Raw genomic sequence first — 18200 nt, forward strand, 5'->3', positions numbered from 1 at the left:
TTCAGGAGCGCCTTCGTAATGCCCATCTCCCGCCGCTCGCTCCTCAAGGCTGCCGCCACGGTGCCGGCTCTTTCGCGACCGGGCATCGTCCGTGCTGAATCTCAATCCACGCTGCGCTTCATTCCCGTGATCGATCTCGCCTTCGTCGATCCCATCTACTCGACCGCGCAGGTGTCGCGAAACCATGGTTTCATGGTCTACGACACGCTCTATGGCATGAGCGCTTCGCTCCAAATCTCGCCGCAGATGCTGTCGGGTCATGTGATCTCCGGCGACCAGCTTCAGTGGGACCTCAGCCTGCGCGACGGCCTGTTCTGGCACGATGGCGAGCGGGTGCTCGCGCGCGACTGCGTCGCCAGCATCCGCCGCTGGGCCGCGCGCGACGGCTTCGGCGGCGAGCTGATGGAGGCGACCGCGGAGCTGATCGCAGCCGACGACCGCACCATCCGCTTTCGTCTCAAGCGCCCGTTCCCGTTGCTGCCACAGGCACTCGGCAAGGCCGCGATCAATGCCTGCTTCATGATGCCGGAGCGGCTGGCAAGCCAGGATCCGTTCAAGCCGCTGACCGAAGTCATCGGCAGCGGTCCGTTCCGCTACCTCGCGGACGAACGCGTGCAGGGCGCGCGCAATGCCTATGCCAGGTTCGAGCGCTATCAGCCGCGTACCGACGGCAAGCCGGATTGGACCGCGGGTCCGAAGGTCGTGCATTACGACCGCGTGGTCTGGACCACCACGCCAGACGCCGGCACCGGCGTTGCCGCGCTCCAGACCGGCGAGCAGGACTGGCAGGAGACCACGCCACACGATCTGTTGCCGGTCATCAAGGCCGCCGGCGACATCGAGACGCGCATCCTCGATCCCAGAGGTTACGCCTGCATGCTACGCCTCAATCACCTGCAGCCGCCATTCGACAATCCGGCGGTCCGCCGCGCGCTCTTGGGTGCGATCGACCAGTCCGCGTTCATGACGGCGGTCGCCGGCGTCGATCCTGCGTTCCAGGTCTCGCCGATCGGCTACTTCGCGCCCGGCACGCCGATGGCGAGCGAGGTCGGGCTCGATGTGTTCCGCGGGCCCCGCGACTACGCCAAGGTCAAGGCCGCCCTGAAGGCTGCCGGCTATAATGGCGAGAAGATCGTGGTGCTCGTGCCCACCAATTCGCTGGCGCAGAAGCCGCTCGGCGAGATCGCGGTCGACAGCTTGCGCAAGGCCGGCATGAACGTCGAATATGCCGGGCTCGATTTCGCCGTCGTACTGCAACGCCAGCTCAAGAAGGACCCGATTGGGCAGGGCGGCTGGAGCGCGGCAGTCGGCAACTGGCAGGGCATCGACTGGCTCAACCCGGCCGGCAATACCAACATTCGTGGCGAAGGCAAGGTTGCCGGCTGGTATGCGAGCGAGAAGATGGGGCCACTGCGCAGCCAGTGGTTGGCCGCGTCGGAACTCGCCGAGCAGCAACGCATCTGCCGCCAGATCCAGGCGGTGGCGTTCGAGGAGATTCCCTACATCCCGATCGGCCTGTACAAACAGCCGACCGCCTATCGCAAGGCCATCACCGGCATTCTCGACGGCACCGCCGTCTTCTGGAACGTACGCCCCGCATGAGCAAGATCGCAATCTTCGGCAGCTACGTGCTGTCACGGAAAGACGGCGCGCAGGATGTGCTGCGCGACCATTGGGTCCTCGTCGAAGGTAAAAGGATCGCCGCGGTCACGCGCGACAGGCCGCGTGCGGACGAGATCTATGATCGTCCCGGCCGCTTCGTGCTGCCGGGCCTGCTCAACCTGCACAATCACTGCTTCAGCGAGGCAGTGGCCCGCAGCCATACCGAGGACGGAAACGGCCGCAAGAACAACCAGAGCATCGTCTACACGGTGCTGTTGCCGCTGACCAAGCGCGGCGCCGATATTCTGTCGGCGGAAGAGCGCGTGGCGGTGGCGCGGCTCGGCATCCTCCAGCTTCTCAAGGGCGGCGCCACCACCGTGATGGAGCCGTTCCGCAATTCGATTCCGGAGATGTTCGACGCCGCGGAGGAGATGGGCATTCGCTTCTACGGCGCGCCCTATCTGTTCTCGACGTCGGATGCCAAGGCCGGACCTGACGGCGTCGTGCAATATTCCGGCGACGATGGCGCCGCCGACATGGCGACGTGGGACGCGCTCTACCAGCGCTGGAACAATCGCGGAGACGGCCGCATCAGTCTTGCGATGAGCCCGCACGCGACGGACACCTGCGGCCCCGATTTGCTGAAAGCCTGTGCCACGCGGGCGCGCGAGCTCGGTGTGCCCATTACCACACACATGGCGCAGAGCCGTGCCGAGGTCGAGACCATCGGCAAGCGCTATGGCGGCCGCACGCCGGCGGAGTATCTGGACTGGCTCGGCCTGCTCGCCCCCGACCTGATGGCGGCGCATTGCATGTTCTCGAGCGACGACGATCTCAAGCTGATGGCGGCGCGCGGCATGACCGTGCTGAACTGCCCGCGCGTGTTCGCGCGCGCCGGCGTCACTGCCGCCTTCAGCCGCTTCGCCGACCACGGCGTGCGCACCGTGGTCGGTACCGACGGCTACAATATGGACCTGCTCGGCGAGCTCAATGCGGCGTCGCTGATCTCCAAGATCACCTCGCAGCGCGCCGATGTGGCCAATGCACCCGAACTGATCGAGGCGAACACGGCGGTGGCCGCCGACGTCATCAAGCGGCCTGATCTCGGCCGGATCGAGCCGGGCGCGACGGCTGACCTCACCGTGGTCGATCTCACCCATCCGCATCTCCAGCCGCTGTTCGATCCCCGCCGTGCGCTGATCGCGCTCGCCAACCGCGCCAACCTCGATCAGGTCATGGTCGACGGCCGTTTGCTGGTCGACGCCGGGCGCTATCTCGGCGCCGACGAAGCGGCGATCACCGCGGCCGGCAGCGCCGCGATCGGCAAGATCTGGGACCTGCCGGAGGCACAGGCTGCGTTCAACGGCTGAGCATCGTGTTCGGGGCCACGAAGCAGGTGCGCTGCCTCTCCCGCTTGCGGGGGAGGGCTGGGGTGGGGATGCTTCCGCGTCGGAATTGTTTGAGATCTGCTGAGAATGTCCTTGGGTGGAGAGAGCCCCACCCGGCGCTGTGCGCCGACCTCCCCCGCAAGCGGGAGAGGTTGCAGCGAGCCCGCAGCGAGATCGTGTTAATCTACAGGACTTCCCGGCAGGTTGTCGAACTCGACGAGTGACTTGCGCATGGTCTCGACCAGATCGAGCGCGACCGGCGAGGGGCTGCGCTGCGCGGGAAACACCGCGGAGAACTCGAAATCGATGCGTGGCAGGAAGCGCCGCACGACGACGCCGCGGGTCGAAAATTCCTGCGCGGTGAAGGGATCGCAGATCGCGACGCCCAGCCCCGACGACACCATGCCGCACATGATCTCGGACAGTGCAGTCTCCACCCGCAGCACGCGGCGGACGTCGTGACGGTGGAAGATCTGGTCGACGAGGTGCCGGCTCGACGATCCCGACGACAGCGAGATGAAGGTCTCGCCCTCGAAATCATGCGGCTCCAGAACCTGCTTTTCCGTGAGGCGATGACCCGTCGGCAGCACCGCGACACGCGCCGGCGCCGGCAGCTTCTGGCTGGGCAGGCCGGAATGCGCGATCGGCACCTCGGCAAAGCCGACGTCGCACTGATTGTTCAGCACCCAATCGACCACGATCGGGGAGATCACGCCGAAGAAGGCCAGGTTGAGATTCGGCCGTTCCTTCAGGAAGTGTCCGGTGAGCCGCGGCAGATAGCCGTTCGATAACGCCGGCAGTGCTGCGATCCGCAGCGAGCCGGTGCGGCGGCCACGAATTTCCTCGGCCGCGGCCGTGATCCGTTCGAGGCCGACGAAGGAGCGCTCCACTTCGGTGTAGAGGGCCATTGCCGCGGCGGTCGGCACGAGGCCGGTGCCGCGCCGCTCGAACAGCTCCATCTTCAACAGCGCCTGGAGGTCGCGCAGCAACCGGCTTACCGCCGGCTGCGTCACCGTCATCAGCGCCGCCGCCTCAGTGACGCTGCCGGTCAGCATGGTCGCGCGGAAAGCTTCCACCTGCCGCGAATTGATCCGCGCCATTCTCAGTCCATCCATAACATTTAGGCATACAAAGGATGCCATTATTCATTGGACGATGGAAGTATAGGTTGCGATCTTTTTCATCAGGACTGGAGACAGCCCGCTTTTTCGGCAGACTGGAGAGGTTCAAACCTCCAGATCGCGCAAAACTCGCTGAACAGGGGCCGGAGCCCTGTCCGGATTGGATTGGCGCGGAAGGAAATGCGGCAGGCGCCTCAGTCGGAGATTTTGGGCACGTCACCTCATCCCGGTATTGGAGATCGGACCATATGAAGACTCTCAGCCTTCTGACCGCAGCCAGCATCGCAGCGCTCATTGCCGTCCCGTCGACCGTTTCGGCCCAGCAAAAGACCCTCTACGTTGCTGGCTATGGCGGCTCGTTCGAGAAGACGATCCGCGACGAGGTGATCCCGGGTTTCGAGAAGGAGAACGGCGTCAAGGTCGAATACGTCGCCGGTAACTCCACCGATACGCTGGCCAAGCTCCAGGCGCAGAAGGGCAATCAGCAGATCGACGTCGCCATCGTCGATGACGGCCCGATGTATCAGGCGATTCAGCTGGGCTTCTGCGGCAAGCTCGAGGGCCTGCCGGCGGATCTCTACGACACCGCGCGCTTCAAGGACGATCGCGCCGTCGCCATCGGCATCGTCGCGACCGGCCTGATGTACAACACCAAGGTGTTCAAAGAGAAGGGGTGGGCGCCGCCGACCTCCTGGAACGACCTGAAGGACACCAAATACGCCAAGCAGCTGGTGATCCCGCCGATCAACAACACCTACGGTCTCGAAGCTCTGGTGATGCTGTCGAAGATGAACGGCGGCGGCGAGACCAACGTCGATTCCGGCTTCAAGATCTTCAAGGAACAGATCAATCCGAACGTGCTCGCCTACGAGCCTTCGCCGGGCAAGATGACCGAGCTGTTCCAGTCCGGCCAGGCCGTGATCGCGGTGTGGGGCACCGGCCGCGTGCAGAGCTTTGCCAATACCGGCTTCCCCGTCGACTTCGTCTACCCGAAGGAAGGTGCTGCGACGCTGCTGACGACGGCCTGTCCGATCACCAAGCCGAACGCCTCGCCGCTGGCGGCCAGCTTCATCAAGATGCTGCTCGATCCCAAGATCCAGCTCGTGTTGCTGAAGGATTACGGCTATGGCCCGGTGCTGAAATCGCTGGTGGTGCCACCGGAGCTCGGCAAGATGGCGCCGATCGGCGAGCGCGCCGCCAAGCTCTATAATCCGGACTGGACCATCATCAACGAGAAGCGCGAGGAGTGGACCAAGCGCTGGAATCGCGAGGTCGAGCGTTGATCTGATCGTCGCAGCGGAGACAGCGTATGGCTTATCTCGAGCTCGATCGGGTCGCCAAGCAGTTCGGGACGCAGACTGTGGTCGACGACTTCAGTCTCGCCGTAGGCAAGGGAGAGTTCATCTCCTTTCTCGGCCCCTCCGGCTGCGGCAAGACCACGACCCTGCAGATGATCGCGGGCTTCCTCGATCCGACCCGCGGCGCGATCCGCCTTGAGGACAAGGATCTGACTGCGGTCCATCCGGCCAAGCGCGGCTTGGGCATCGTGTTCCAGAGCTATGCCCTGTTTCCGCACATGACCGCGGCGGAAAATGTCGCCTTTGGTCTCGAGATGCGCAACGTTCCGCGCACTGAACGAGCCGAGCGCGTTCGTGCCGCGCTGGCGATGGTCGGCCTCGCCGGCTTCGAGGACCGCCATCCCCGCCGCATGTCCGGCGGCCAGCAGCAGCGCGTGGCACTGGCGCGTGCGCTGGTGATCAAGCCGAGCGTGCTTTTGCTCGACGAGCCCTTGTCCAACCTCGACGCCAAGCTCCGCGAGGAGATGCAGATCGAGCTGCGCCAGATCCAGCGCACCATCGGGACCACCACGATCCTCGTCACCCACGATCAGAACGAGGCGATGTCGCTGTCCGACCGCATCGTGGTGATGAGCCAGGGCAAGATCGAGCAGATCGGCACGCCGCAGGAGACGTACGAGAAGCCGGCCTCGGCCTTCGTCTCGCAATTCCTCGGCAAGACCAATGATTTTGCCGGGATGATCGATCGGACTGTCGTCCCGACGCAACTGGTGGCGGGGTCGTGGCGAGCGCCGGCACCCGCGGGGCTTGGCGGCCCCGTCACCGTCAGCATTCGCCCTGAAAGAATCGGCTTTGGCGATGCCGGACTCAGCGCCAAGATCCTCACCCGCATCTTCCAGGGCAATCACTGGCTGTTCCAGTGCGACAGCGAATGCGGTCCGGCGATCGTGATCCGCCAGAACGACGGTCAGGCACAGCCAGTCGAGGGTGATGCGGTTCGCCTCACGTGGCGGCCGGAGGACATGAGCGTGCGCACGAGGGCGGTCGCATGAGCGCGGTCGCCGAGGAAGGCAGCGCACGTGCGCCATGGGCGCTGACCGCGCCGGCCCTGATGCTGTTCGTCGGCGTGCTGCTGATTCCGCTCGCCATGACGGTGATGCTGTCGTTCCACGATTGGGGCCAGTACAAGGGCATCGAGCCAGTCTTCATCCTCAAGAATTGGCACGAGATCGCGACCGATCCCTATTACGCCGAAATGTTCTGGCGGACCTTTCGCATTGCGATCCTGACCACGCTGCTCACCGCCCTGCTCGGCGCGCCGGAGGCCTACATCCTCAATCGCATGGACGGCCGCTGGAAGAGCTTCTTCCTGCTGGTCATTCTCGGTCCGCTCCTGATCTCCGTGGTGGCGCGTACGCTCGGCTGGGCGCTGCTGTTCGGCGGCAACAACGGCCTCGTCAACAAGCTGCTGATGTCGCTCGGGGTGATGCGCTCGCCAATCCCCTTCATGTTCACCGAAACCGGGATGGTCGTCGCGCTCGCTCATGTCATGATGCCGTTCATGGTGCTGTCGGTGTGGGCGGCGCTGCAGCGGCTCGATCCGCAGATCGAGAACGCGGCGATGTCGCTCGGCGCCGGCCCCGGCACCACCATCCGCCGCATCATCATGCCGCAGATTATGCCGGGTGTGCTGTCGGGCGCGATCATCGTGTTCTCGCTCTCGGCCAGTGCGTTCGCGACGCCGGCGATCATCGGCGGCCGCCGGCTCAAAGTCGCGGCGACGCTGGCCTATGACGAGTTCCTCAACACATTGAACTGGCCGCTCGGTGCTGCAGTCGCAACGCTGCTGCTGGTCGCGCTGGTCCTGATCGTCGTCGGCAGCAACGCACTGATCGAGCGGCGCTACGCGGAGGTGTTCCGATGAGACGGAACGGTCCGCTCGCGCTGGTCTTTCATACCTTCTTCGTCATCGTGATGGTGGCGCCGATCCTGGTGGTCTGCCTCGTCGCCTTCACGCCCGAAGGCTTTCTCTCGCTGCCGACCAACGGCTTCTCGCTGCGCTGGTTCAGGGCGATCGCGAACTATCCTGAATTCATCCATGCCTTCTGGGTCAGCCTCGGCCTCGGCGCGCTGTCGTCCTTCGTGGCGCTGCTGTTCGCCGTGCCCGCGGCGCTGGCGATCGCACGCTATCGATTCCGTGGCCGCGATGCGCTGGCCGCGCTGTTCCTGTCGCCTCTGATGATCCCTCATGTCGTTCTCGGCATCGCCTTCCTGCGCTTCTTCACGTCGGCCGGCCTCGGCGGCAGTTTCGCCGCACTGATCATCGCGCATGTCATCATCGTGTTTCCGTTCGCGTTGCGGCTGACGCTGGCGGCGGCGACCGGCATGGACCGCACGATCGAGATCGCGGCGGTCTCGCTTGGCGCCGGCGGCTGGACGCTGTTTCGCCGCGTGACCTTGCCGTTGATCCTGCCCGGCGTCATCAGCGGCTGGGCGCTCGCCTTCATTCAGTCCTTCGACGATCTGACCATGACCGTCTTCCTCGCAGCACCCGGCACCGAGACGTTGCCGGTGCGCATGTTCCTTTATATCCAGGACAATATCGATCCGCTGGTGACGTCGGTCTCGGCCTGCGTGATCGCTGTGACCATGACTGCCCTCATTCTGCTCGATCGCTTCTACGGGCTCGACCGTGTGCTCGCCGGCAAGAGCGGCGACACCGGGCGATAGGAGAATCTCATGTCAGGAGAATACGACGTCGCCGTGGTCGGCGGGGGTCTGCTCGGCTCCGCCATTGCCTGGGGCCTCGGCCGGCTCGGCAAGAAGGTGGCTGTGCTCGACGAAGGCGACATCACCAAACGCGCTTCGCGCGCAAATTTCGCGCTGGTCTGGGTGCAGAGCAAGGGCCTCGGGATGCCGGCCTATACGGTGTGGACCGTGCAGGCGTCGCAAGCGTGGAGCCGGCTTGCCTCCGAACTGAAGCAGCAGACCGGCCTCGACGTCGCGCTTCAGCAGAATGGCGGCTTCCATCTCACGCTCGGCGAGGACGAATTCGGCCAGCGCGCCGACCTGGTCAAGCGCATGCACAACCAGACCGGTGCTGCCGACTACAAGATGGAGATGCTCTCCGCATCCGAGGTGAAGAAGTCGCTGCCGTTGATCGGGCCGGAAGTCTCCGGCGGAAGCTATTGTCCGCTCGACGGCCACGTCAATTCGCTGCGGACATTTCGCGCGTTCCACACCGGTTTCAAGGATTTCGGCATCGATTATTTTCCGGAGCGGCCGGTCTCTGCGATCAGCAAGGACGGCGGTGAGTTCAGCCTGACGACGCCGAACGGCGAGCTGCGCGCCGCCAAGATCGTGCTCGCGGCCGGCAATGCCAACCAGACGCTCGCGCCGATGGTCGGCCTCTACGCGCCGATGGGCCCCACGCGCGGCCAGGTCGTCGTGACCGAGCGCACCATGCCGTTCCTGCCACATCCTCTGACCACGATCCGCCAGACCGACGAGGGCACGGTGATGATCGGCGACAGCAAGGAGGACGAGCTGGACGATCGCGCACTGAAGCATTCGATCAGCGCGGTGATGACCGATCGCGCGCAGCGCATGTTCCCGCATCTCGCGCGGCTCAATGTGGTCAGGAGCTGGGCCGGCATCCGCGTCATGCCGCAGGACGGCTTTCCGATCTACGACCAGTCGGAGACCCATCCCGGTGCCTTCGTCGCCTGCTGCCATTCCGGCGTGACGCTCGCCTCCAACCACGCCTTCGAGATCGCACGCATGGTGGCGCAGGGCGCGCTCGAGCCGGAGCTGGTCGGCGCTTTCTCCGCGAGCCGCTTTGGCGGCGCGGGCGCCGCGAACAGTAGCGGCTATTAGAGATATCAAGGAGCCCAGAGGCATCCCATGTTCAAGCGATCCGAACAGGACAAACGTCCGCAGGTGCAGATCTTCGTCGACGGCGTCGCCGTCGCGGCGCGGCAGGGCGACACCGTCTCCGCCGCGCTGCTCGCTTCCAGCGTCGATGCGCGTCGTTCGACCTCGGTCAGCGGCGCGCCGCGTCTGCCTTACTGCATGATGGGTGTGTGCTTCGACTGCCTCGTTACCATCGACGGCGTCGGCAACCGCCAGGGCTGCCTCGTGCCCGTCGTCGAGGGCATGCAGATCGAGATCCAGAAGGGCAAGCGGGAGATCGGACGATGACTGTGGCTCCCAAGCGCGAAGAGTACGATGTGGTGGTGATTGGTGCCGGGCCGGCGGGCCTCGCCGCCGCTGCGACGTCCGCCGAAGCCGGCCTTTCGACACTGCTGCTGGACGAGAATGTCGGCCCGGGGGGCCAGGTGTTTCGTGCCATCTCCTCGACGCCGGTGACCGATCGCAACCAGCTCGGCGCCGATTATTGGGTTGGTGCCGACCTCGTGAAGGCGCTGCGCGCGAGCAGCGCGGAGGTCATTCATCGCGCCACGGTTTGGAGCCTCGACCGCAATCTCGATATCGCCGTCTCGATCGGCGGCGCGTCCGCCTTCGTCAAGGCAAGGCGCGTGATTCTCGCGACTGGCGCGCTGGAGCGCCCGTTCCCGATTCCCGGCTGGACACTGCCGGGCGTGATGACCGCCGGTGCCGCGCAGACCATGTTGAAATCGTCGGCACTCGTGCCCGACGGCCGTACGGTCATCGCGGGGCAGGGGCCGCTGCTCTGGCTGCTCGCCGCGCAGATCCTGCGGCTCGGTGGCCGCATCGACCGCATCCTCGATACCACCGAGCGCGGCAATTATTTCGCCGCGCTGCCTCACGCCTTTGCGTTCCTGACCTCGCCTTACTTTGCCAAGGGCTTGTCCATGATGCGCGAGGTGAAGGCGAAGGTGCAGGTCGTCGCTGGCGTCACCGAGCTTGCTGCAGCCGGTGACGGTCAACTCGCGAGTGTGAGTTATGTCGCCGGCGGCAAGCGTGAAACCATTCCCGCCGACCTGCTGCTGCTGCATCAGGGCGTCGTGCCAAACGTCAATCTTGCGATGTCCGCTGACGTCGAACATCGCTGGGACGATCTGCAATTGTGCTGGTCGCCTGTGCTCGATGCGAGCGGCAACTCGTCGGTCGCCGGCATTGCGATCGCCGGTGACGGCGCCGGCATCGGCGGAGCCAACGCTGCGGTGGTGCGCGGCCGCATCGCGGCGCGCGCGGCGGTGGAGGCATTGGCGCCTGCGTCTGCCGTGAAGCTTCCCTCCGTGGCGACGCTTCGTTCTGATCTCGCCAGGGCCGAACGCGGCCGCGTCTTCCTCGACACGCTGTTCCGCCCCGCGCCGCAGTTCCGTATTCCCTCCGGTGACACCATCGTGTGCCGCTGCGAAGAGGTCACGGCCAAGGACGTGCTCGACTCGGTCGCGATCGGCGCGACCGGGCCGAACCAGCTCAAGGCCTATCGCCGCACCGGCATGGGCCCGTGCCAGGGCCGGCTGTGTGGCCTCACCGTCACCGAGCTGATGGCGCAGGCGCGCGGAAAGACGCCGCAGGAGATCGGCTATTACCGGCTGCGCGCACCGGTGAAGCCGATCACGCTGGCCGAGCTGGCTGCCGTTCCGAAGAGCGAGGCCGACGTCAAGGCGGTGGTGCGCGGATGAGCCGAAACGTGGATGCGATCGTCGTCGGCGGCGGCATCCACGGATGCTCGACGGCGCTGCATCTCTGCCTCGCCGGCCTGAAGCCGGTGCTGATCGAGAAGGACTATGCAGGGCGCCATGCATCCGGCGTCAACGCCGGCGGCGTCCGCCAGCTTGCCCGGCATATCCCTGAAATCCCGCTCTCGATCCGCTCGATGGGGATCTGGGAGAAGATCAAGGATCTTCTCGACGACGATTGCAGCTTCGAGAGCTACGGTCAGGTGCTGGTGGCCGAGAACGAGGAAGAGCTCGCGGCCTGCCGCGCGCGCGTGGCCGAACTCAATGCGCTCGGCTTCACCCATGAAGAGCTGATCGACGCGACCGAGCTGCGACGGCTGGTGCCGGCCGTGGCCGAGACCTGTCCTGGCGGTGTGGTCTCGCGCCGTGACGGCGCGGCTAATCCGGCGCAGACGACGACCGCGTTCCGGCGCAAGGCCGAACAGCTCGGCGCCACCGTGCGCGAGGGCGTGGCGGCCAGCAACATCCGCTACAGCGATGGCCTTTGGTATGTCGATGTCGGCTCCGACACCTATGCTGCGCCGGTACTGGTCAATGCCGCCGGCGCCTGGGCCGGCAGGATCGCAGCCGCTCTCGGCGAGCCGGTGCCGGTCGAAACCGTCGCGCCGATGCTGATGATCACCTCGCGCGTGCCCCACTTCATCGACCCCGTCGTGATCCTGCGCGGCCGCAAGCTCTCCTTCAAGCAATTCTCCAACGGCACTGTGCTGATCGGCGGCGGTCATCTGGCGACACCTTATCAGGATCGCAACGAGACGGTACTGGACTGGAAGAGCCTTGCGACCAGCGCGCGCACCGTGTTCGAACTTTTCCCGGTGATGCGCAGCGCAACGATCGTCCGTGCATGGGCCGGCATCGAGGCGAAGATGAAGGACGATATTCCCGTGTTCGGGCCGAGCAGCCGTCACAAGGGGCTCTATCACCAGTTCGGCTTCTCGTTGCACGGCTTCCAACTCGGCCCCGGCGCCGGCGCGGTGATGGCGGAACTGATCGTCAATGGCGGCAGCCAGACCCGCATCAGCGATCTCGGCATCGACCGTTTTCATCCCACGACGCTCTAGCAACAAGAGGACCTCATGAGCATCACCCGCAGCATCCGCACGCCCATCATGCACCGCGCCGTCGAGGCCAATGGCTTCGTCTTCCTCGGCGGCACCATCGCCGACGACACTTCGGTCTCGATGGGCGATCAGACCCGCAACATCCTCGGCAAGATCGCCGGCTATCTGAAGGAAGCCGGCACCGACAAGAGCCGCGTCGTCAGCGCGTCGATCTTCGTCACCGATCTCTCCAAGAAGAAGGAGATGGACGCGGCCTGGACCGAATTCTTCGGCGACAATCTGCCGACGCGCGCCACCGTCGGGGTGGCCGATCTCGGCGGCAGCGCGCTGATCGAGGTCGTGGTGACCGCGCTCAAAGGCTGAGCGCCCAGGGCTTAAAAGGGATGGCAGCGCCGAACGCGCTGCCGTGCCCCGGCCGCCTTGATCCTGCCCTCCGATCGAAGTACTTAGAGAGCTCAGCAACCAGGACCTTCGCACCCATGGATTTCACCCCGACCGCAACGCCCATCCGCCTTGCTCACGGGGAATTCCATGCCTGCTTCAGTCATCCTGTCGAACCTCTCGCTGGCCACGCCTGACGGCCGTTCTCTTCTCTCCAACATCGATCTGACGTTCGCCGCTGAGCGAACCGGTCTCGTCGGCCGCAACGGCGTCGGGAAGACGACGCTGCTTGCGTCGATCTCAGGTGAGCATCTTCCGCAGTCCGGACGCGTTCTGGTCAACGGCAGCATCGGCCTGCTGCGCCAGGACGTGCAATTGCCCGCAGGCGCGACCGTGGCCGATCTGTTCGGCGTGCGGCCGGCGCTGGAGCTGTTGCGCCGCGCCGAGCGAGGCGACGCCTCGGCTGACGACATCGCCTCGATCGACTGGACGCTCGAGGGTCGGCTGGAGATGGCCCTCACGCAACTCGGATTCGATCCGTCGTCCGATACGAAACTGTCGTGCCTGTCCGGCGGGCAGATCACGCGGGTTCGCCTTGCCGCGCTGGTCTTTGCCAGGCCTGACTTCCTGCTGCTGGACGAACCCACAAACAACCTAGACCGCGACGGCCGCAAGGCCGTGATCGATCTCCTTGCGGCTTGGCGCGGTGGCGCGATCGTCGTCAGCCACGATCGGAACCTGCTCGACACGATGGATGCGATCGTCGAGCTGACGTCGCTTGGAGCCAAGCTATACGGCGGCAATTGGAGCAAGTTTCGCGAGCTGAAGACCGTCGAACTTGCCGCCGTCAGGCACGACCTCGCGCATGCCGAGCGGCGCCTGTCGGAGATCGACAGGACAGCGCAGCAAGCCGTGGAGAAGAAAGCGCGCAAGGACAGCGGCGGCCGGAAAAAGCGTGCCAAGGGCGACATGCCGCGCATCCTGGCCGGGGCGCGCAAGGATCGTAGCGAGGACAGCGGCGGCAGGAACGCTCAGGCCGCCGAGCGGCAACGGGCGGAGGCGCTTCAAGCCGTCGACACGGCGCGCCGGCGCGTCGAAATTCTGCAGCCGCTCTCGGTCAAGCTGCCCCCGACCGGCTTGCCAGCGGGCAGGGAGGTGCTTCGGCTCGACGGCGTCAGCGCCGGCTATCGGCCGGAGCCACCGGTCCTGCGCGATCTCTCATTCGATATCGTCGGGCCTGAGCGTATCGCGCTGGCCGGGCCCAATGGCTCAGGCAAGACGACGCTGCTGAAACTGATCGCGGGTGAACTGGCGCCGCTGTCGGGCACCGTGCGGGTGAGGACGGATTTCGCGCTGTTCGACCAGAAGGTCGGCCTGCTCGATCCCGCGCTCACCATCCTGGGTAATTTCCAGCGCCTCAATCCGCAGGCGGTTGCGAACGAGTGCCATGCCGCGTTGGCACGGTTCATGTTTCGCGCCGATGCGGCCGTGCAAATCGCGGGCAGCCTGAGTGGCGGGCAGATGTTCCGCGCGGGCCTCGCCTGCGTGTTGGGTGGAGCATCGCCGCCCTCGCTGCTGATCCTGGACGAGCCGACCAATCATCTCGATATCGAGTCCATCGAAGCGGTCGAGGCAGGCTTGCGGGCCTATGACGGAGCGCTGCTCGTCGTCAGTCACGACGAAACGTTCTTGCAGGCGATGGGGATGACGCGGCGGATCGATCTTGCAGCCCAGGTGCCGCGCACCGATGGCGGGATCGCCTGATCTCGCCCGGCGGTCCTGATGGCCGAGATTTTCAAAAACCCGACGCCCTGCCCCCAGCGCGTCGGGTAGAAAAAATGAGTATCAATCCGTGATCCCAACGCGATCGTTGTGACGCGTCCCGCAGCAATTGACCATTCCGGGAAACTACCGCATCGAAATCGCGTTGAGCCGGCTGGTTTGCAACCTATGATGCTGCACTCCCGCCCGGTTCCAGCGATTCGCCGATCTGCAGCGGATGGGCCATCGTCTCGTGCAACGCATTGCGATCGAGCTCCCCTTCGGAGATGCTGATGACGACGCAGGCAACGCCGTTGCCGATCAGATTGGTCAGCGCGCGGCATTCGCTCATGAACTTGTCGATGCCCACCAGGATCGCGATCGACTGGATCGGGATGTCGGGCACGATCGACAGCGTCGCGGCGAGCGTGATGAAGCCCGCGCCGGTCACGCCGGAAGCGCCCTTCGAGGTGATCATGGCGATGCCCAGAATGCCAAGCTCCTGCCAGATGGTCAGATGGGTGTTGGTCGCCTGCGCCAGGAACAGCGTCGCCAGCGTCATGTAGATGTTGGTGCCGTCGAGGTTGAAGCTGTAGCCGGTCGGGATGACGAGGCCGACCACGGAGCGCGAGGCGCCGAGATGCTCCATCTTCTGGATCATCTGCGGCAGCACCGTCTCCGAGGACGACGTGCCGAGCACGATCAGCAGTTCATCCTTGATGTAAGCGATGAAGCGCAGGATCGAGAAACCCGCGAGCCGGGCGATCGAGCCCAGCACGATCAATACGAACAGGATGCTGGTGAGATAGAACGTGCCGATCAGGGCGGCGAGGTTGAGCAATGAGCCGAGGCCGTAGGCGCCGACCGTGAACGCCATCGCGCCGAACGCGCCGATCGGCGCCACCCGCACGATGATGCGGATGATGCCGAAGAACATCTTCGCCGCCTTGTCGATCGTATCCGCGATGGGCTCGCCGGCCTTGCCGAGAAAGGCGATGGCGAAGCCGGACAGGATCGAGACCAGCAGCACCTGCAACAGGTCGCCGCGCGCGATCGCGCCGACATAGCTGTCGGGAATGATTCCCAGCAGATGGGCGACGATACCGTCTTCGTGGGCCTTGGTGACGTACGTCGCCACCGATTTCAGATCGATGGTGGCGGGATCGATGTTGAAGCCGCGCCCGGGCTGCAGCACCTCGCCGACCAGCAGGCCGATGGCGAGCGCGACGGTCGAGACGGTTTCGAAATAGATCAGCGACTTCAGTCCGACCCGACCGACCCGCTTGAGGTCGCCCATCGAGGAGATGCCGTGCACCACGGTGCAGAAGATCACAGGCGCGATCATCATCTTGATGAGCGCGATGAAGCCGTCGCCGAGCGGCTTCAAGGCCTTGCCGAGATCGGGATAGAAATAGCCGATCAGCACGCCGAGCGCGATCGCGATCAGCACCTGGACGTAGAGGATCTTGTACCAGGGCTGGTGCCGGGAGTGGATGGCTGGCTGGATCGCGACTTGTGTCATAGAATGGTCCCGGAACGCATTGATTTTGCGTGATCTTGAATTTGCATATGCGCCGCATCATGTGATGATCGCCGTGGAAGCGACAATCACATTTTTGTCTGTTCGCACGATGATCGGTCGCTGCATTGCGACTTGGGGAAGATGTCGACGCAACGCGTCGATGTGATGGAACAAAGGGCACCCCTCGTCGATGATGTTTCATCCCGGAGAGAACCCATGCCGCCAACCGATCGCTCGACCTCCTTTCACTCGCGTCTCGTCGGCCAATACGCATTGGTGACCGGCGCCTCGCAAGGCATCGGTCGCGCCGTTGCCGTCCGGCTGGCCCAGGAGGGTGCGACGGTCGCCATCAATTATTTCCAGAACGAGGACCGGGCGGAGGAGACGCTCGCGCTGGCGCGGGCAGCTTCGAGCGATCGCGGCCACGGCGAACCCGATCATTTCACCGTCAAGGCCGATGTCGGCAACGAGCATGAGATTGCCGCGATGTTCGAGGGGACCCTTTCACGCTGGAAGCGTCTCGATTGCCTGGTCAACAACGCCGGATTCCAGAAGGAATCCCCGAGCGAGGCGCTCGACGTGGAAACCTATCGCAACATCATCGACGTCAATCTCACCGGCGCCGTACTCTGCGCGCAGAAGGCGCTCGCGCATTTCGTGGCGCGCGGAGGAGGAGGCTCCATCATCAACTGCTCCAGCGTCCACCAGATCATCCCGAAGCCGGGTTATCTCGCTTATTCGATCAGCAAGGGCGGCATGGCCAATCTGACGCGCACGCTGGCGCTCGAATTCGCCGGCCGCGGCATTCGCGTCAATGCGGTTGGTCCGGGCGCGATCGACACGCCGATCAACGAGGCCTGGCGGGACGACCCCAAGAAACGCGGCGAAGTCACCAGCCATATTCCGCTGGGCCGCGTCGGCACTCCCGAAGAGATCGCCGCCGTGTTCGCCTTCCTCGCTTCCGATGACGCGAGCTACATCACGGGGCAGACCCTCTATGCCTGCGGAGGGCTGACGCTGTTTCCCGAGTTCCGCGACAACTGGGCGAGCTAGACACGTGAGCCCGCGGACGAAATCACGAATTCATTGATCGCTTCAGAAATCTCCTGCGAGCAGGTCGTAGGAGCCCCTGCTGCCACGGACATACTTCCTAGCCGCAGTGGCACATATCAAGTCGCGATTGCAATCGAACGCGTTCAGGAGTTCCGACTCGGTCGCGTGCGCGCCCGGTTGAATCCGCTTCAACGCGCCTTCGTCGATGAAGAACGTGGCTTCGATGGCGCTGTCGTGCCCCCAGAATCGCACCGCACGTCGCGTCCGGTCATATGAGCGGCTGTGGTTGGGAAAGTCTATCATGGGTCAGGCCGATCAGGTTGCAGGGCCGCCCGCTGTGTCAGGAACACGGACGCTTCGTCCAGGCGTGCCGGTTGGGTCTCTTTCAATTGATGATCTGGCAGCTGGGTTACAACCAGGCTTGATGCCGATTGCGACGAATAGTTCTCGGCAGGCCTCGCTATTGGGGGAAAGGTCACTATATGTCGCCAATCACCGCACGCCCCTCGGCTGTTATCGGTGACTGAGAGCGTTGCGCTCCCGCCGCGGCCAAGAGGCGGTCAATATGCCGGGCTCCCCGGATTCATCCTTCGTGAATGGCTCGTACCGCCGGTCCTGCTGCCAATCTTCTTCGTGCTGGTAATCGCCGTTTTGGTGTTGCTCCAATGGGAGTCGGTTTCGGCGTGCCTTTGCCATCGGATCGGGCAGGCACCTCATCGAATTCAATTCAGCCGTCGCTCAGTTGCGAGCTGAACTCGAGGGCGACCGACGCCCTCGTCGTGGCTGGAATGAATAGAGACTTTCACCGAAACGAGGCGGCATGTTCAAATTTCTACAGTATCGCGCAAGAGCGGCCGAGTACGGTGAACTGGCCAAGAGTTCGTCAGGCAAGGATGACACCCGCAAATTCGAAAAGCTGCAGGACAGCCTTGCATGGCGCGCGGACAACGAGCAGGTCCTCGCGAACCAATACCTGGATGCAGTCAACGGCGGCGAGACGGAGCGACTGCGCGGCGCAGCCCTCGCGGCGGAGGAAGAGCGTGTCTTGCGGTGTCTCGGCGCGGCCGTCATCATGCAATGGAATTCTCTGCCGACGACGCTCCAGAGGGAGATCTTCGACACCGCCGGATCGGTCGGGACTTTGTTGGACACGGTGGCGCTCCGTGAACAGATAGCCCGTTTTCTTCACAAGCACAGGCATGACACCGATCCCGGCACGATCTGACGCCCGTCGGGAACCTCGCGGTGCAATTCGGCAACAGACAGAAAAAACCGGGCTTCCAACCTAGAGCGCCCAGACGAACTCAACCGTACGGTTGATGCTCGCCTCCATCTTTTCCC

The 18200-nt window shown here is 64.5% G+C and carries 17 protein-coding genes; 14 read left to right on the forward strand and 3 right to left on the reverse strand.

Annotated elements, in window-relative coordinates:
• The first annotated feature begins 18 nt into the window (after positions 1–18).
• Together JQ580_RS02715 and JQ580_RS02720 are read left to right on the forward strand one after the other, a co-directional pair.
• Positions 19–1602 (forward strand): ABC transporter substrate-binding protein, encoded by a 1584-nt coding sequence (locus JQ580_RS02715; protein WP_212278196.1) that lies wholly within the window; start codon positions 19–21, stop codon positions 1600–1602.
• Complete coding sequence (locus tag JQ580_RS02720; protein WP_212278197.1) at positions 1599–2972, forward strand: amidohydrolase family protein; 1374 nt, start codon at positions 1599–1601, stop codon at positions 2970–2972. The genes JQ580_RS02715 and JQ580_RS02720 overlap by 4 nt, the downstream gene beginning before the upstream one ends.
• A gap of 197 nt (positions 2973–3169) precedes the next feature.
• On the opposite strand, the gene JQ580_RS02725 is transcribed toward JQ580_RS02720, so the two are convergent.
• A complete protein-coding gene (locus tag JQ580_RS02725) occupies positions 3170–4090 on the reverse strand; it encodes a LysR substrate-binding domain-containing protein (RefSeq protein ID WP_212278198.1) in 921 nt (306 codons plus the stop codon).
• Between the two features lie 269 nt (positions 4091–4359).
• Between JQ580_RS02725 and JQ580_RS02730 the strand changes: the two genes are divergently transcribed.
• From JQ580_RS02730 to JQ580_RS02775, 10 genes are all read left to right on the forward strand, one after another.
• Positions 4360–5394: an ABC transporter substrate-binding protein gene (locus tag JQ580_RS02730; protein ID WP_212278199.1), complete on the forward strand. Its 1035-nt coding sequence runs from the start codon at positions 4360–4362 to the stop codon at positions 5392–5394.
• A 26-nt stretch (positions 5395–5420) separates the two neighbouring features.
• A complete protein-coding gene (locus tag JQ580_RS02735; protein WP_212278200.1) occupies positions 5421–6461 on the forward strand; it encodes an ABC transporter ATP-binding protein in 1041 nt (346 codons plus the stop codon).
• A complete protein-coding gene (locus JQ580_RS02740) occupies positions 6458–7333 on the forward strand; it encodes an ABC transporter permease (RefSeq protein WP_212278201.1) in 876 nt (291 codons plus the stop codon). The genes JQ580_RS02735 and JQ580_RS02740 overlap by 4 nt, the downstream gene beginning before the upstream one ends.
• Positions 7330–8139 carry an ABC transporter permease gene (locus tag JQ580_RS02745; protein ID WP_212278202.1) on the forward strand — a complete coding sequence of 270 codons (810 nt, stop codon included), beginning with the start codon at positions 7330–7332 and terminating at the stop codon, positions 8137–8139. The genes JQ580_RS02740 and JQ580_RS02745 overlap by 4 nt, the downstream gene beginning before the upstream one ends.
• Positions 8140–8148: 9 nt before the next feature.
• Entirely contained in the window at positions 8149–9285 is a 1137-nt protein-coding gene (locus JQ580_RS02750) for an NAD(P)/FAD-dependent oxidoreductase (RefSeq protein ID WP_212278203.1), read from the forward strand.
• 27 nt (positions 9286–9312) lie between these two features.
• Entirely contained in the window at positions 9313–9609 is a 297-nt protein-coding gene (locus JQ580_RS02755; RefSeq protein WP_212278204.1) for a (2Fe-2S)-binding protein, read from the forward strand.
• Positions 9606–11024 (forward strand): FAD/NAD(P)-dependent oxidoreductase, encoded by a 1419-nt coding sequence (locus JQ580_RS02760; protein WP_212278205.1) that lies wholly within the window; start codon positions 9606–9608, stop codon positions 11022–11024. The genes JQ580_RS02755 and JQ580_RS02760 overlap by 4 nt, the downstream gene beginning before the upstream one ends.
• Positions 11021–12142: an NAD(P)/FAD-dependent oxidoreductase gene (locus JQ580_RS02765; RefSeq protein ID WP_212278206.1), complete on the forward strand. Its 1122-nt coding sequence runs from the start codon at positions 11021–11023 to the stop codon at positions 12140–12142. Before JQ580_RS02760 ends, JQ580_RS02765 begins: the two co-directional genes overlap by 4 nt.
• A gap of 15 nt (positions 12143–12157) precedes the next feature.
• On the forward strand, positions 12158–12505 hold the full coding sequence (locus JQ580_RS02770) for a RidA family protein (RefSeq protein ID WP_027545617.1): 348 nt from the start codon (positions 12158–12160) through the stop codon (positions 12503–12505).
• A 168-nt stretch (positions 12506–12673) separates the two neighbouring features.
• Positions 12674–14287, forward strand: coding sequence for an ABC-F family ATP-binding cassette domain-containing protein (locus JQ580_RS02775; protein WP_212278207.1), 1614 nt, complete (start codon positions 12674–12676; stop codon positions 14285–14287).
• A gap of 184 nt (positions 14288–14471) precedes the next feature.
• Here the strand turns inward: JQ580_RS02775 and JQ580_RS02780 are convergent, their stop codons facing one another.
• Positions 14472–15806, reverse strand: coding sequence for a dicarboxylate/amino acid:cation symporter (locus JQ580_RS02780; protein ID WP_212278208.1), 1335 nt, complete (start codon positions 15804–15806; stop codon positions 14472–14474).
• Positions 15807–16022: 216 nt separating this feature from the next.
• On the opposite strand from JQ580_RS02780, the gene JQ580_RS02785 reads away from it, so the two are divergent.
• Entirely contained in the window at positions 16023–16859 is an 837-nt protein-coding gene (locus JQ580_RS02785; protein ID WP_212278209.1) for an SDR family oxidoreductase, read from the forward strand.
• Positions 16860–16901: 42 nt separating this feature from the next.
• Here JQ580_RS02785 and JQ580_RS02790 read toward each other — a convergent pair whose 3' ends face one another.
• Positions 16902–17162: a DUF1488 family protein gene (locus JQ580_RS02790; RefSeq protein WP_212278210.1), complete on the reverse strand. Its 261-nt coding sequence runs from the start codon at positions 17160–17162 to the stop codon at positions 16902–16904.
• Positions 17163–17679: 517 nt separating this feature from the next.
• Here JQ580_RS02790 and JQ580_RS02795 point away from each other — a divergent pair.
• Positions 17680–18084, forward strand: a complete 405-nt coding sequence (locus JQ580_RS02795) for a hypothetical protein (RefSeq protein WP_212278211.1) — start codon at positions 17680–17682, stop codon at positions 18082–18084.
• Positions 18085–18200: the final 116 nt, after the last annotated feature.

Origin of the sequence: Bradyrhizobium sp. SZCCT0148, assembly GCF_018129985.1 — a bacterium.
Lineage (GTDB): Bacteria > Pseudomonadota > Alphaproteobacteria > Rhizobiales > Xanthobacteraceae > Bradyrhizobium > Bradyrhizobium japonicum_H.

Coding starts and splice junctions, on each gene's coding strand:
- JQ580_RS02785 (WP_212278209.1), top strand. CDS start 16,023: ATGCCGCCAACCGATCGCTCGACCTCCTTTCACTCGCGTCTCGTCGGC.
- JQ580_RS02750 (WP_212278203.1), top strand. CDS start 8,149: ATGTCAGGAGAATACGACGTCGCCGTGGTCGGCGGGGGTCTGCTCGGC.
- JQ580_RS02730 (WP_212278199.1), top strand. CDS start 4,360: ATGAAGACTCTCAGCCTTCTGACCGCAGCCAGCATCGCAGCGCTCATT.
- JQ580_RS02780 (WP_212278208.1), bottom strand. CDS start 15,806: ATGACACAAGTCGCGATCCAGCCAGCCATCCACTCCCGGCACCAGCCC.
- JQ580_RS02725 (WP_212278198.1), bottom strand. CDS start 4,090: ATGGCGCGGATCAATTCGCGGCAGGTGGAAGCTTTCCGCGCGACCATG.
- JQ580_RS02715 (WP_212278196.1), top strand. CDS start 19: ATGCCCATCTCCCGCCGCTCGCTCCTCAAGGCTGCCGCCACGGTGCCG.
- JQ580_RS02745 (WP_212278202.1), top strand. CDS start 7,330: ATGAGACGGAACGGTCCGCTCGCGCTGGTCTTTCATACCTTCTTCGTC.
- JQ580_RS02770 (WP_027545617.1), top strand. CDS start 12,158: ATGAGCATCACCCGCAGCATCCGCACGCCCATCATGCACCGCGCCGTC.
- JQ580_RS02790 (WP_212278210.1), bottom strand. CDS start 17,162: ATGATAGACTTTCCCAACCACAGCCGCTCATATGACCGGACGCGACGT.
- JQ580_RS02795 (WP_212278211.1), top strand. CDS start 17,680: ATGTTCAAATTTCTACAGTATCGCGCAAGAGCGGCCGAGTACGGTGAA.
- JQ580_RS02735 (WP_212278200.1), top strand. CDS start 5,421: ATGGCTTATCTCGAGCTCGATCGGGTCGCCAAGCAGTTCGGGACGCAG.
- JQ580_RS02760 (WP_212278205.1), top strand. CDS start 9,606: ATGACTGTGGCTCCCAAGCGCGAAGAGTACGATGTGGTGGTGATTGGT.
- JQ580_RS02740 (WP_212278201.1), top strand. CDS start 6,458: ATGAGCGCGGTCGCCGAGGAAGGCAGCGCACGTGCGCCATGGGCGCTG.
- JQ580_RS02720 (WP_212278197.1), top strand. CDS start 1,599: ATGAGCAAGATCGCAATCTTCGGCAGCTACGTGCTGTCACGGAAAGAC.
- JQ580_RS02755 (WP_212278204.1), top strand. CDS start 9,313: ATGTTCAAGCGATCCGAACAGGACAAACGTCCGCAGGTGCAGATCTTC.
- JQ580_RS02775 (WP_212278207.1), top strand. CDS start 12,674: ATGCCTGCTTCAGTCATCCTGTCGAACCTCTCGCTGGCCACGCCTGAC.
- JQ580_RS02765 (WP_212278206.1), top strand. CDS start 11,021: ATGAGCCGAAACGTGGATGCGATCGTCGTCGGCGGCGGCATCCACGGA.